A 12929-nucleotide genomic window follows, 5' to 3' on the forward strand; every position below is an offset into this window, starting at 1 on the left:
GTTATTGAAACGTCCCTTTACCGGCTGGGGTTACGCGATACACGCAACGCCTGTACCGCGAACCGGCACACCAGAGATGGAAGGCACCCGATAGTGTTCCGGACACATGTAACCGCCTTCACAGACAGGGGAGCGCCACGATGGGTGACTTCGTCAACCTCACCGTCGAGGACGGCATCGGCACGATCCGGCTCGACAGGCCGAAGATGAACGCGATCAGCTTCCAGGTGCAGGCCGAGCTGCTCGAGGTCGCGACCGAGGCGGCAGCCGACGATGACGTACGCGCGGTCGTGGTCTACGGGGGCGAGAGGCTGTTCGCCGCCGGGAACGACGTCAAGGAGATGGCCGGCCTCTCCTACTCCGAGATGGCCAAGCGGGTCGCGGGCGTGCAGGCCGCGGTGACGGCCGTCGCGGAGATCCCCAAGCCGGTGGTGGCCGCGGTGACCGGCTACGCGCTGGGTGGAGGCTGCGAGCTGGCGCTCGCCGCCGACTTCCGGATCGCCGCCGACGACGCGACCTTCGGTCAGCCGGAGGTCCTGCTCGGCATCATCCCTGGCGCCGGCGGCACCCAGCGGCTGGCACGGCTGGTCGGGCCGTCCAAGGCCAAGGATCTGATCTTCTCGGGCCGCTTCGTCAAGGCAGACGAGGCGCTTGCAATCGGCTTGGCCGACCGGCTCGTACCGGCGGCCTCGGTCTATGAGGAGGCGCTCGCGTGGGCGAGCCAGTTCAAGAAGGCGGCACCGTACGCTCTGGCGGCGGCGAAGAGGGCGATCGACAAGGGGCTCGGGGTGGACCTCGCCACCGGGCTGGCCATCGAGCAGCAGCAGTTCGCCGGCGTGTTCGCGACGAAGGACTCCCAGACCGGGATGGCATCGTTCCTGGAGAACGGCCCCGGCAAAGCCAACTTCGAAGGGAAGTGAATCTCGTGTCCGACACCAAGACGTCCACCGGCCCGGGCATGGTCCACACCATCCGGTCCTACGCCTCCAGGGTGGTCTGGGCGATCGCGCTGCTCGCCGCGCTGGCGCTGGCGATCGGAGCGCTGCTGATCGCGCTCAAGGCGAACCAGGACAACACCCTCGTGGCGTTCATCCTCCACCTCGCCGACATCGCCGATCTCGGCCTGTTCTCGCGGGAGAACGGCATCAAGCAGTTCAGCGGTGAGGACGCCGATATCAAGAACGCGCTCTTCAACTGGGGCATCGGTGCGCTGGCGTGGCTGATCGTCGGCCGCATCGTGGCCGGTGTGATCCGGCCCTGAGCCCATGTGACATTCTCAACGCGTAGGCACCTGTCATCCGTATGTGACTGACGGGTAACATCGCTGGCGAACTACGACCATTCCAGGAGGGGCCGGCAAGGCCGCACCATCATGAACATTGTTGTGCTTGTGAAGTACGTGCCGGACGCGACCGCGGACCGGCAGTTCGAGGACGACTTCACCGTCGACCGCGTGAACGTCGACGGTCTGCTCTCCGAGCTCGATGAGTACGCCGTCGAGCAGTCGTTGCAGATCAAGGAGAAGCGCGAGGGTGAGGAGATCACCGTCACCGCGCTGACCGTTGGTCCGGAGGCCGCCGAGGCCGCCGTGCGCAAGGCGCTGCAGATGGGTGCCGACAAGGGTGTCCACGTCGTCGACGACGCGATCGCCGGCTCGGACTCCATCGCCACCTCGCTGGTGCTGGCCAAGGCGATCGAGAAGCTCGGTCCGGTCGACCTCGTGGTCGGCGGTCTGGCCTCGACCGACGCCGGCATGAGTGTCGTCCCGGCGATGCTGGCCGAGCGCCTCGGTCTGCCGCAGGTCACCCTGGCCTCGGTCGTCGAGACCCAGGGCGACCAGATCCGCATCAAGCGTGACGGCGACGTGGCCACCGAGGTCATCGGCGGCACGCTGCCGCTGGTCCTCTCGGTCACCGACCAGTCCGGCGAGGCCCGCTACCCGTCGTTCAAGGGCATCATGGCGGCCAAGAAGAAGCCGCTGGAGACGTGGTCGCTGGCCGACCTCGGTGTCGACGCCGCCCAGGTCGGTCTGGCTGCCGCCTACACCGCGGTCGAGGAGACGGCGGCCCGCCCGCCGCGCACCGCCGGTGAGATCGTCACCGACGAGGACGGCTCGGGCGCCAAGGCGCTGGCCGAGTTCCTCGCGTCCAAGAAGTTCATCTGAGGCCGGGAAGGATTCTGAATCATGGCTGAAGTTCTCGTTCTCATCGACCACGTTGGTGGTCAGGTCAAGAAGCCGACCTACGAGCTGCTCACCCTGGCCGCCAAGCTCGGCGAGCCCTCCGCTGTCTACATCGGTGGCGCCGACGGCGCCGCTGGTGCCGCGGAGGCCGTGAAGGGCTACGGCGCCGAGAAGGTCTACGTCATCGACGACGCCCAGATCAAGGGCTACCTGGTGGCCCCGAAGGCCGAGGCGCTCGCGCAGCTGGCCGGCTCCGCCTCCCCGGCGGCGATCCTGCTGCCCTCCTCCGCGGAGAACAAGGAGGTCGCCGCCCGTCTGGCGATCAAGCTCGACTCCGGTCTGATCACCGACGCGGTCGACCTCGACGAGTCCGGTGTGGCGACCCAGTCGGTCTTCGCCGGCAACTTCACGGTCAAGGGCAAGGTCACCAAGGGCACCCCGATCATCACGGTCAAGCCCAACTCGGCCGCTCCGGTCGAGAAGGCCGGCGCCGCTGCGGTCACCCCGTTCGAGGTGACCATCTCCGACGCCGCCAAGACCGCCCAGATCGTGGCCTCCCAGCCGCGTAAGGCCTCCGGTCGCCCCGAGCTCACCGAGGCCGCGATCGTGGTCTCCGGTGGTCGTGGCACCGGCGGTGACTTCTCCGCCGTCGAGGGTCTCGCCGACGCGCTCGGTGCCGCTGTCGGTGCCTCGCGTGCCGCGGTCGACTCGGGCTGGATGCCGCACACCTTCCAGGTCGGCCAGACCGGTAAGACGGTCTCCCCGCAGCTCTACGTGGCCAACGGGATCTCCGGTGCGATCCAGCACCGTGCCGGTATGCAGACCTCGAAGACCATCGTCGCGGTCAACAAGGACGAGGAGGCGCCGATCTTCGAGCTCGTCGACTTCGGTGTGGTGGGCGACCTGCACACCGTTCTCCCTGCCGTCACCGAGGCTGTGAAGGCCTCTAAGGGCTGATCAAGGTGTGACGTACGTCCTGAAAACCCGCCTCCGAGCACGGCTCGGAGGCGGGTTTCTTTCGGTTTGGCATCTTGTTCTGGGAATTGTCGTTGCGGGCCATACGTCGCTGGGTATAGTCCGGCCGCATGTGGGTGAATGCGCTGAGGTCGAGGACGACCCGGAAGATCTCGATCGCTTCGGCTGTGGCTGGCTGCGTGGCTGCCCTGGTCGTGGCGACGATGTCCGTGGTTTCGGCGCCGGCGACCGCGGCGACCTGGTCGCCGCCGGCAGGGCCGTTCTTCAACAACCCGACCGGTGACTCGGGGCAGCGCAACTTCATCGTCCACCGGATCAACAACAGCATCCGCTACGCGGCCAAGGGCTCCTACATCCGGTTCGTCACCTACAACCTGGACCGCGCCGACACCGTCGATCACCTCATCGCCGCACACAAGCGTGGCGTACACGTGCAGATCCTGGTCAACCGGAAGATGTGGAGCAGCGGGGAGCGGAAGCTGGCCGGCCGTCTGGGCACCACGCGCTCCCGGCCGAGCTTCATCTACGGCTGCGCCGGCGCCTGCCGCGGCTATGACACGGGCAACCTGCACATCAAGATCCACTCGTTCACCCAGATCGGCACCAAGCGCAACGTCATCATCAACAGCTCCGGCAACCTCGGTGGCGGCGCGGCCGGTTCGCAGTGGAACGACGCCCAGACGATCTACGCCAACGACAGCCTGTGGAAGACCTGGCTGCGGATGTTCAACGAGCTCAAGGCCGACAAGAAGGCCACTCCGCGCTACGTGTCGTGGTCCGGTGGCGGCACCTCCGTCGGCTTCCAGCGTCAGCGGCCGGGCGCGACCAGCGACGAGATCTACGCCCGCGGCACCGGTGACCGGGTGATCGACCGGCTGCGGCTGATCGGCTGCAGCGCGCCGAGCGGATACGGCACCAAGGGCAAGACGATCCTGCGGATCCACATGTACGCGTGGTACGGCCGCCGTGGCGAGCGCATCGCCGACGAGGTCGTCCGGCTGAAGAAGCGCGGCTGTGTGGTCCGGGTGATCGGCTCGGTCACCAACAACGCGGTCTACCGCAAGCTGAGGGCGGTCGGCATCCCCGCGCGCGACGCCGCCTGGGACTGGGGCCAGAAGAAGTCGACCAGCGGCGACAACATCGTCTACGGCTCGCGCTGCTACTCCCACTACAAGTGGATGAGCGTCAACGGCCGCTACGCGGACAGGGGCACCTACAGTGTCTGGACCGGCTCGGAGAACTGGTCGCCGCCGTCGTTCAGCAACGACGAGGTCACCTTCCGGTTCACCTCGAAGAGCTACTACACCGCCTACACCTCCCGGTTCAACAAGATGTGGGACAGCCCGCGGGCCACGCACCGGATCTACCTGGAGCCGAAGACCCGCCCCTGCGCCTGACCGTCGGGCCGCTAACCTCGCCGGGTGAGCTTCGGTGAACTCGGTGGGGGCCTTCGGCCCCTCGACGGCGGCTGGTCGGGCGAGACGTTCCTGGCAGAGGCAGGCGGGGAGAGGTCGGTCGTGCGAGTCTTCGCCGACCCGCGCCACCACCCGCAGGCCGCGGAGGTCCACGAGGCCCTGCACCGTCTGGTGCGGGGCCTCGTCCCGGTCCCGGACGTCCTGGAGGTACGCCGCGCCGACCCGGCCACGGGCACGCCCGGGCTGCTGGTGACCGAGTTCGTCGAGGGCGTACGCGGCGACCTTCTGCTCCCCGACCTGGACGAGGCGCAGCAGGGCAGGCTCGGGCGTTGCCTCGGAGAGGTCGCGGGCACCCTGGCCGGGATGCCGTTCCTGACCGCCGGGACCTTCGCCGACAAGGACCTGCGGGTCGAGGCGTTCGCCCTGGACCTGACCGAGTGGGTCGAGTCGTACGCCGAGCGTCTCGACTGGTCACCGGCCGACCTGGAGGGTCTGCGGGACGTGGCCGCCGACGCCCAGGACCGGCTCGACACGGTCTCCCGGGTGAGCCTGGTGCACAGCGACCTCAACCCCAAGAACGTCATCGTGGACCCGGAGACGCTGAGCGTCCGCGCGGTGCTGGACTGGGAGTTCGCCCACGCCGGCTCACCGTTCGCCGACCTCGGCAACCTGCTGCGGTTCGATCGGGAGGCGGCGTACGTCTCCGGGGTACTGGAGGGCTACGTCGCGGTGCGCGGGGGCAGCGCCGCGGATGCTCTCGAGCTGGCCCGCGCCGCGGACCTGGTCGCACTGGTCGAGCTCGGCGCGCGGCGTACCGCCAATCCGGTGGCCGCCCGGGCGCACGACCTCCTGCTCGAGATCGCACGATCCGGGGATGTCCACACCGCCCCGGAAGGCTCCGATCGCGGCTAGGATCGGAGCGCGCCGGACGGTGCCGGCGCAACCTGGGGGATGGTTGTGGGAGTGAGTGAGTTCGACGGGGCTCGGGGCCCCGCCGGAGGTTGGTGGCGTGGCTGGACGCCCTGGATCTCGGCGCTAGTGCTGTCGGCGCTGTTCGCAGGTGCGACATCGGGGATCGCGTTCGTGCGGAAGTCCTATGAGCCGCCGGTGGACTATCCGGCTATGACCGAGTCCGAGCCGGCGGCGAGCACCTCGTCGTCCGCGCCGGCGAAGCAGGACCGGCGCGAGTCGCCCTCGACGGGACCGACGGGCGCGCCCGCCGACCCGACGCCGGTGAAGGCGCCGCGGAAGGTCCGGCCCTCGGCCTCCGGATCGGGGAGTGGCGAGCCGATGGCGACGCCGGAGCCGTCCGAGAGCCCGTACGACCCGCTCGGGGGTCTCGGCGTCCTGCTGGGGCTGGGCGAGGAGGAGTGACCCTTCGCCGTGCGGTCCGGTCCGTACGGCGAAAGGGGTGGTGGCTGCGTACGCCGGACGGCATAGGCTTTCTGGTATGAGCGCAGAGGCAGTGATCCGTGAGGTGGCGGCGAAGGCACGAGAGGCGAGCTACGAGCTCGCGGTCGCGCCGCGCAGCGTGAAGGACGCGGCGCTGCACGCGATGGCCGACGCGCTCCTGGCGCGGGCCGACGAGGTGCTGGAGGCCAACGCGGCCGACGTCGCCCGTGCCGAGGCCTCGGGCAGCCCGGCCAACATCATCGACCGCCTCACCCTGACCCCGGAGCGTCTCGACGGCATCGCCGCCGCCCTCCGCGAGCTCGCCGCGCTCCCGGACCCCGTAGGAGACGTCGTACGCGGCAGCACCCTCGCCAACGGCCTCGAGCTGCGCCAGGTGCGGGTGCCCTTCGGTGTCGTCGGGATGATCTACGAGGCTCGCCCCAACGTGACCGTGGACGCGGCCGGGATCTGCCTGAAGTCCGGCAACGCGGCGCTGCTGCGCGGCTCCTCCAACATCGCGTCCAGCAACGTGGCGATCGCCGCCGTGCTCCGCGACGCCGTCGTCTCCGTGGGCCTCCCTGCCGACGTGATCCAGGTCGTGCCCGGTGAGGGCCACGACTCGGTCAAGGCGCTGATGCGGGCCCGCGGCCTGGTCGACGTGCTCATCCCGCGCGGTGGCGCCGGGCTGATCCGCAGCGTCGTCGAGGAGTCGACGGTGCCGGTCATCGAGACCGGGGTGGGCAACGTACACGTCTACGTCGACAAGGCCGCCGACCTCGAGAAGGCGGTCTCGATCGTGGTCAACTCCAAGACCCAGCGCACCAGCGTGTGCAACTCCGCCGAGTCGCTGCTCGTGCACGCCGACATCGCCAAGGACTTCCTGCCCATGATCGTCCCCGCCCTGCAGGAGCGTGGGGTGCAGATCCACGGCGACGAGGCCTTCCAGGCGTACGACCTCGTCGAGCCGGCTACCGACGAGGACTACGCGGCCGAGTTCCTGGCGCTGAAGATCAGCGCCGCGGTCGTACCCGACCTCGCCGCCGCCATCGCCCACATCCGGCGCTGGTCGAGCGGTCACACCGAGGCGATCCTGACCGAGGACCTGGGCGCGGCCCGGCGGTTCACCGCCGCCGTCGACTCCGCGGCGGTCATGGTCAACGCCTCGACGCGGTTCACCGACGGCGGCGAGTTCGGCTTCGGCGCGGAGATCGGGATCTCGACCCAGAAGCTGCACGCCCGGGGCCCGATGGGGCTGCCCGAGATGACCTCGACGAAGTATGTGGTCACCGGGGACGGGCACGTGCGCTGACCTGGCACGGGGCAAGGTAATCTGTGCGCCATGTCGAACTCTGTTGTGTCGAGCATCATCACCTCCGCTGAGCACGGGGCCGAGCACGGCACCTCTGGCATCGAGTGGGTCATCGGCGGCGGCGCCCTGGCGATCCTGGTCTTCGCGCTCCTGGTCCTGGTCTGGTTCGCCGGTGGCCGTGAGCACTCCTGAGCGCTGATCAGATGGGCAGCGGGGGAGCGCCCGAGCCAGGTCTGGAGGGCCTGACCGGCAAGCGCCGCGTCGGGGTGATGGGTGGCACCTTCGATCCCATCCACCACGGCCACCTGGTGGCGGCCTCCGAGGTGCAGTCGTTCTTCGACCTCGACGAGGTCGTCTTCGTGCCCACCGGCGACCCGTGGCAGAAGGCCGACCGCGATGTGTCGCCAGCCGAGCACCGCTACCTGATGACGGTCATCGCGACCGCCGCCAACCCGCGCTTCACTGTCAGCCGGGTCGACATCGACAGGGCCGGCCGGACCTACACCATCGACACGCTGCGCGATCTCGCCAAGGCGCTGCCCGAGGCCGAGCTCTACTTCATCACCGGGGCCGACGCGCTCGCCGAGATCTTCACCTGGCGCGACACCGACGAGCTCTTCGAGCTCGCCCAGTTCGTGGGGTGCACGCGCCCGGGCTACAACATGGATCCCGAGGTCATCGCGAAGATCCCCTCCGACCGCATCACCATGCTCGAGATCCCCGCTCTGGCGATCTCCTCCTCCGACTGCCGCGAGCGGCGTCACCGTGGCGAGCCGGTCTGGTATCTCGTCCCCGACGGCGTGGTGCAGTACATCGGCAAGCACGACCTCTACCGGCCCACGGAAACCAGGGCCCCTCAATCCAAGACTCCCCGAAATAAGGACCGCGTATGACCGCGACCGAGCACGCCATCGAGCTCACCATCACCGCCGCCCGGGCGGCCTCGGACAAGAAGGCCGGGCACATCCTGGCCTTCGACGTCAGCGACCAGCTGGCCATCACCGACGCCTTCGTGCTGGCCTCCGCGCCCAACGAGCGGCAGGTGCAGTCGATCGTCGACGAGGTCGAGCTGAAGCTCCGCGACCTCGGCTCCAAGCCGCTGCGCCGTGAGGGGCACAAGGAGGGGCGCTGGGTGCTGCTCGACTACGGCGAGATCGTCGTGCACGTTCAGCACGAGGAGGAGCGCCAGTTCTACGCTCTCGAGCGGCTCTGGCGTGACTGCCCCTCGATCTCGCTGCCCGCCGACATCGTCTCCGAGGGCTGAGGTCCGGTGGTCGAGCCTGCGGAGATCCGTCGCCTCATCCTGCTCCGCCACGGAGTCACCGGCTGGAACGCCGACGGCCGCTACCAGGGCCAGACCGACATCGAGCTGGCCGAGACCGGCCACCAGCAGGCCAAGGCCGCCGCTCGCGCGCTCGGGACGACCTTCGCCGTCACCCGCCTCGTCTCCTCGGACCTGATGCGGGCCCGGCAGACCGCTGCGTACGTCGCCGAGGAGACCGGCCTGGAGGCCGCGTACGACCCACGGCTGCGGGAGGTCTGCGCGGGTGAGGCCGAGGGGATGAACCGCGCCGAGATCTTCGAGCGATTCGGGGAGATGCCGGCCAGCTGGGAGCCCTTCGGCGGCGAGTCCTGGCCCACGGTCGCGGCACGCTTCAGCGGCGCGCTCCACGACGTCGCCGAGACCGTCGCGCCCGGCGAGACCGTCGTGGTCGTCGCTCACGGCGGTGCCATCCGGCAGGGTCTCGCCGCCTTCCTCGGCTGGGATCCGTCCGTCGTCACCACCCTCGCCCCACTGACGAACTGTGCCTGGATCGAGCTCACCGTCCGGGAGTCCGCTCACGGACTCATCCCGTCGGCGCCCTGGCGACTCGCGACGTACGGAATGGGGACCCCGATTTCGTGATCGCGGGAGCATTCCGCTACTGTTCTTCTCGTTGCCCGGGTTGATCACCGGGACAACGCCAAGGGGGTGTGGCGCAGCTGGTAGCGCATCTGCATGGCATGCAGAGGGTCAGGGGTTCGAGTCCCCTCACCTCCACCGAAACACCTGATCAGAGCCGTGTTCTGAACCTTCACCGAAGGTTGAGAACACGGCTTGATCGCTTTTGAGGCACATCTGTTGTTCCGGTTTCGGAACGTCTTCCCGTCGCCATCTTCCGGGCTGGATCTCTGTCTCGAGACAGGTTCGCATCACGTGCTCATGAGCACACCGTCCCGTTGAGATCGCGCCGGTTCGAAGGCCTTACTCGGATAAGGATTTCTCCCGTATGACCGTGGTGATCGCCTTCCTATTCTGAGGCGACATCAGTTGGTCAGCGCCGACCGCTCAGCCGATTACGGGACTGGTGAACGTACGAGCTGGGCGCAAGCATGCCGCCGCCCGGACTCGCAACCTCGAAGGGTGGAACCATGACTGTTCGACGGCCGGGGAGCTCCGGGGGCACGCTGCGCGTGCTCGTCGGGATAGCGTCCCTTTTCGCACTCGGTCTCCAGATCGTCGGGGCAGCGCCCAGCGCTGCCAGCGCCGACACAGCCGCCGGCGGCGCTCGCTGCGAGGAGCTGAGCGAGCTCGCGGTACCTGACACCGAGATCACGGCGAGCGAGCTCGTTCCCGCCGGTGACTACGTGGACGCGGAGGGCACTGTCCATCGCGATCTGCCCGAGTTCTGCCGGGTGGCCGCGACAGTCGCTCCGAGCCTGAAGTTCGAGGTCTGGATCCCGACGGCCACGTGGAACGAGCGGTTCCTCGGAGTGGGTAACGGTGGCTTCGCCGGGAACATCAGCTACAGCGCGATGGCTCCGGCTCTTGCGGAGGGCTACGCGACCGCGTCCACCGACACGGGCCACTCCAGGTCCGACTCGACCAACTCCTGGATCAGCAACCCGACCCAGCTCGAGATGTGGGGACGTACCTCGATCCACCTGATGACGGTGCGTGCCAAGCAGATCCTGAGCGCCTACCACGGGATGGCCGCGAGGTACTCCTACTTCGAAGGCGGCTCCACCGGCGGTCGTCAGGCGATGGATCAGGCGGAGTTCTTCCCCGGCGACTACGACGGCATCGTCTCGCACAGCCCGGGGATGGACTACAGCCACGTCATGATGTCGGTCCTGTGGAACGCGCAGCGCACCGTCGAGAACCCGAACGGCGTGCTCCGAGCCAACGACCGCAAGCTGCTCAATGACGCCGTGCTGGCCGCCTGCGGTGGCCGGGACGGGGTCGCGGGCGACCCGTTCCTCAACGACCCACGAGACTGTCAGTACAACATCAAGCAGTTGGAGTGCCGCTCCGGGGCGAGCGAGAGGTGCCTGAGCGCCGAGCAGGTCAGGACGGTCGAGCACGTCTACGCCGCGGTCACCAACCAGCGCACCGGCGAGCACCTCTACCCGGGCTATGCCTACGGCAGCGAGGCCGAGTGGTCCTTGGCGGCGGAGCGGCCGGACCTCGCCTCCTACCCGCAGCCGCTGTTCGGCAGGGCCGTGTTCGACGACCCCGAGTGGGATTGGCGCAGCTTCGACTGGGACGAGGACGTGGCGCTGGTGGAGGAGAAGCTGAGCCCCAAGATCGATCCCACCAGGACCGACCTCTCCGGTTTCGCCGACCGGGGCGGCAAGCTGATCATGACTCAGGGATGGAACGACCCGATGCAGTCGGGAAGCCTCCCGATCGAGTACTACACGCGAGTCCTCCTCGAGCAGGACGGCTCGACCGTGCGCTCGGTTCTCCGAGACGTACAGGAGTTCTACCGGCTCTTCATGATCCCCGGCGGCGGACACGTCAGAGGTGGCGTGGGCCCCAATTCGTTCGACGCCCTGTCGGCTGTGCGGGCCTGGGTCGAGCAGGGGACCGCTCCGAAGCAGATGGTCGCCACCAAGTACGAGAACGACCGTCCGGAGAACCGGGTCGTGATGACGAGGCCGTTGTGCCCCTACCCCCAGATCGCCGGGTATGTCGGAGCCGGGCCCACCACGGAGGCGAGCAGCTTCCGGTGCGAGAACGACTGGGGCGACTTCGCCGAGGACGTGGCACGCGAGCGGCAGCGCATGCAGGTCCGGGAGCGGAGCAACTGATGGTCAGCGGCCGGTTCGTCGAGGACGGGACTCGAGTGCGGGAGGGATGATGGAAGCCTGGACGCCGCCGTCGATCAGGACGGCGGCGTCCGCTGCCTCGATCTCGACCTGGAGGGCATCGACGCCGTGGAGGTGGGATAGGGGATTGCCTCAGCAACCTGCGGTCATTGCCACTTGAGCGGCTCGGCGGGGCTTCCTAGCGTGGGAGTTCAGCCGCCACAGGCATGGACCCGAGGAGAAGCATGACCAGCACCCCCGACACCGACACGATCGCCGGCACGATCACGGCCCTGCTGCGCCGGGTGGAGGCCCTCGAGTCGGAGGCGGAGATCCGCCGGCTGGAGGCGCGCTACATGTTCCTCTGCGACACGCCCTGCCCGGAGTTCGGTGTCAGCGATGACGCCCAGCGGATCGACCTGATCATGGAGCTCTACACCGAGGACGCGGTCTGGGAGGGCGTCGGGGAGTACTACGACGGTCAGTTCGGGAAGGCCGAGGGAAAGGCCGCGATCCGCGCGCACTTCGAGAGGTTCTGGGGCGAGAAGCAGGACCCGGCCCTGCTGCTCAACGCCCACTACCTGACCTCCGAGCAGATCCACGTCGACGGTGACGAGGCCGAGGGCCAGTGGATCCACATGCAGCCCTGGCTCTTCTCCGACGGCACGGCGATGCTCCGCTCCAGCCGGCTGAACAACGCCTTCCGTCGGGTCGACGGAACCTGGCGGATCAGCCGGACCCGGACCGAGAACGTCTTCATCGCGCCGCTCTCGCCGACCTGGGCGGAGTCCTACCCATCGGCGTCGGTGCTGATGGCGCCCTGAGCAGAGCTCAGACGGTCACCTGGTAGAGGAGCACGTCGCGGACGAGGGTGCCGAGGCTGTCGGAGCAGGTCTTCGCCTTGATCCGGGCTCGGTGGACGTCGACCGTCTTGACGCTGGTGCCGAGCTCCCGGGCGATGTGCTGGCTGGGCAGGCCGTCGATGACCAGGCGCAGGACCTCTAGCTCGCGCGGGGTGAGCTGGTCGACCCGGGTCTGCACCTCGCGGCGTACGGCATCGGCGGCGAACCGCCTGCCCGCCTCGAGGAGCTGCTCCTGGACGACCTCCAGCATCTGCTGGGAGTCGTAGGGCTTCTCCAGGAAGTCGACGGCGCCGTGCTGCATCGCCCGCACCGACATGGGCACATCGCCGTGCGCGGAGCAGAAGATGACCGGGGCCGGGTAGTCCTGCTGGCGCAGCGTCTCCTGCAGCTGGAAGCCGCTGACCCCGGGCATCCGGACGTCGACGATGAGGACCGCCGGTTCGGTCGCGTCGTACTCGTCGAGGAACGTGGTGGCGTCGGGATAGGTCAGTGCCTCGATACCGACGGTCTCCAGCAGGAAGACCAGCGACTGTCGCAGGTCGTGGTCGTCGTCGACGATGTGGACGACCGGAGTGCGCGTGGCGGCGGCGGTGTCCGTCCGGGGGAGTTCAGTGATGCTCATCGGTGTCGCCTTGTTCGTGGGGATGGTCGTCGACGGTACGTCGTCGCTGTTACCCGGCCGTTTCGTCATCGCATTTCACTCATCCCTCGTGGTGTGACCC

General features: G+C 68.4%; 15 protein-coding genes and 1 tRNA gene. 15 read left to right on the plus strand and 1 reads right to left on the minus strand.

The window, feature by feature from the left end; all coding sequences use genetic code 11:
* Positions 1-140 precede the first annotated feature (140 nt).
* The 15 genes from OH802_RS11760 (at position 141) to OH802_RS11830 (ending at position 12168) form a co-directional block, all read left to right on the plus strand.
* Positions 141-920 carry an enoyl-CoA hydratase/isomerase family protein gene (locus tag OH802_RS11760; RefSeq protein ID WP_406028060.1) on the plus strand — a complete coding sequence of 260 codons (780 nt, stop codon included), beginning with the start codon at positions 141-143 and terminating at the stop codon, positions 918-920.
* A 5-nt stretch (positions 921-925) separates the two neighbouring features.
* Entirely contained in the window at positions 926-1261 is a 336-nt protein-coding gene (locus OH802_RS11765; RefSeq protein WP_406028062.1) for a hypothetical protein, read from the plus strand.
* A 111-nt stretch (positions 1262-1372) separates the two neighbouring features.
* Positions 1373-2164, plus strand: coding sequence for an electron transfer flavoprotein subunit beta/FixA family protein (locus OH802_RS11770; RefSeq protein WP_406028064.1), 792 nt, complete (start codon positions 1373-1375; stop codon positions 2162-2164).
* A gap of 21 nt (positions 2165-2185) precedes the next feature.
* On the plus strand, positions 2186-3139 hold the full coding sequence (locus tag OH802_RS11775) for an electron transfer flavoprotein subunit alpha/FixB family protein (RefSeq protein ID WP_406028066.1): 954 nt from the start codon (positions 2186-2188) through the stop codon (positions 3137-3139).
* 197 nt (positions 3140-3336) lie between these two features.
* Positions 3337-4554 (plus strand): phospholipase D-like domain-containing protein, encoded by a 1218-nt coding sequence (locus tag OH802_RS11780; RefSeq protein WP_406028068.1) that lies wholly within the window; start codon positions 3337-3339, stop codon positions 4552-4554.
* Positions 4555-4578: 24 nt separating this feature from the next.
* Complete coding sequence (locus tag OH802_RS11785) at positions 4579-5484, plus strand: phosphotransferase family protein (RefSeq protein ID WP_406028070.1); 906 nt, start codon at positions 4579-4581, stop codon at positions 5482-5484.
* A gap of 51 nt (positions 5485-5535) precedes the next feature.
* Positions 5536-5946: a hypothetical protein gene (locus OH802_RS11790; RefSeq protein WP_406028071.1), complete on the plus strand. Its 411-nt coding sequence runs from the start codon at positions 5536-5538 to the stop codon at positions 5944-5946.
* Positions 5947-6022: 76 nt separating this feature from the next.
* Positions 6023-7273 carry a glutamate-5-semialdehyde dehydrogenase gene (locus OH802_RS11795; RefSeq protein WP_406028072.1) on the plus strand — a complete coding sequence of 417 codons (1251 nt, stop codon included), beginning with the start codon at positions 6023-6025 and terminating at the stop codon, positions 7271-7273.
* A gap of 30 nt (positions 7274-7303) precedes the next feature.
* Positions 7304-7465, plus strand: coding sequence for a hypothetical protein (locus OH802_RS11800; protein WP_160027856.1), 162 nt, complete (start codon positions 7304-7306; stop codon positions 7463-7465).
* A 77-nt stretch (positions 7466-7542) separates the two neighbouring features.
* A complete protein-coding gene (nadD, locus tag OH802_RS11805; protein ID WP_406029279.1) occupies positions 7543-8166 on the plus strand; it encodes a nicotinate-nucleotide adenylyltransferase in 624 nt (207 codons plus the stop codon).
* Positions 8163-8537, plus strand: coding sequence for a ribosome silencing factor (gene rsfS, locus OH802_RS11810; RefSeq protein ID WP_091047921.1), 375 nt, complete (start codon positions 8163-8165; stop codon positions 8535-8537). Before nadD ends, rsfS begins: the two co-directional genes overlap by 4 nt.
* A 6-nt stretch (positions 8538-8543) precedes the next feature.
* Positions 8544-9179: a histidine phosphatase family protein gene (locus OH802_RS11815; RefSeq protein WP_406028075.1), complete on the plus strand. Its 636-nt coding sequence runs from the start codon at positions 8544-8546 to the stop codon at positions 9177-9179.
* Positions 9180-9241: 62 nt separating this feature from the next.
* Positions 9242-9314: transfer RNA gene (locus OH802_RS11820), tRNA-Ala, on the plus strand.
* Positions 9315-9685: 371 nt separating this feature from the next.
* Positions 9686-11347: a tannase/feruloyl esterase family alpha/beta hydrolase gene (locus tag OH802_RS11825; protein ID WP_406028077.1), complete on the plus strand. Its 1662-nt coding sequence runs from the start codon at positions 9686-9688 to the stop codon at positions 11345-11347.
* Between the two features lie 242 nt (positions 11348-11589).
* On the plus strand, positions 11590-12168 hold the full coding sequence (locus OH802_RS11830) for a nuclear transport factor 2 family protein (protein WP_406028079.1): 579 nt from the start codon (positions 11590-11592) through the stop codon (positions 12166-12168).
* A gap of 7 nt (positions 12169-12175) precedes the next feature.
* Here OH802_RS11830 and OH802_RS11835 read toward each other — a convergent pair whose 3' ends face one another.
* Positions 12176-12829 (minus strand): response regulator, encoded by a 654-nt coding sequence (locus OH802_RS11835; protein ID WP_355226176.1) that lies wholly within the window; start codon positions 12827-12829, stop codon positions 12176-12178.
* Positions 12830-12929: the final 100 nt, after the last annotated feature.

It is taken from the genome of Nocardioides sp. NBC_00850 (assembly GCF_045207335.1).
Taxonomy (GTDB): Bacteria; Actinomycetota; Actinomycetes; order Propionibacteriales; family Nocardioidaceae; genus Nocardioides.

What these genes read in the sequence shown, in the direction of transcription:
- OH802_RS11760 (WP_406028060.1), top strand. Translation starts at nt 141, where the DNA reads ATGGGTGACTTCGTCAACCTCACCGTCGAGGACGGCATCGGCACGATC.
- OH802_RS11770 (WP_406028064.1), top strand. Translation starts at nt 1,373, where the DNA reads ATGAACATTGTTGTGCTTGTGAAGTACGTGCCGGACGCGACCGCGGAC.
- OH802_RS11775 (WP_406028066.1), top strand. Translation starts at nt 2,186, where the DNA reads ATGGCTGAAGTTCTCGTTCTCATCGACCACGTTGGTGGTCAGGTCAAG.
- OH802_RS11795 (WP_406028072.1), top strand. Translation starts at nt 6,023, where the DNA reads ATGAGCGCAGAGGCAGTGATCCGTGAGGTGGCGGCGAAGGCACGAGAG.
- OH802_RS11800 (WP_160027856.1), top strand. Translation starts at nt 7,304, where the DNA reads ATGTCGAACTCTGTTGTGTCGAGCATCATCACCTCCGCTGAGCACGGG.
- nadD (WP_406029279.1), top strand. Translation starts at nt 7,543, where the DNA reads ATGGGTGGCACCTTCGATCCCATCCACCACGGCCACCTGGTGGCGGCC.
- rsfS (WP_091047921.1), top strand. Translation starts at nt 8,163, where the DNA reads ATGACCGCGACCGAGCACGCCATCGAGCTCACCATCACCGCCGCCCGG.
- OH802_RS11825 (WP_406028077.1), top strand. Translation starts at nt 9,686, where the DNA reads ATGACTGTTCGACGGCCGGGGAGCTCCGGGGGCACGCTGCGCGTGCTC.
- OH802_RS11830 (WP_406028079.1), top strand. Translation starts at nt 11,590, where the DNA reads ATGACCAGCACCCCCGACACCGACACGATCGCCGGCACGATCACGGCC.
- OH802_RS11835 (WP_355226176.1), bottom strand. Translation starts at nt 12,829, where the DNA reads ATGAGCATCACTGAACTCCCCCGGACGGACACCGCCGCCGCCACGCGC.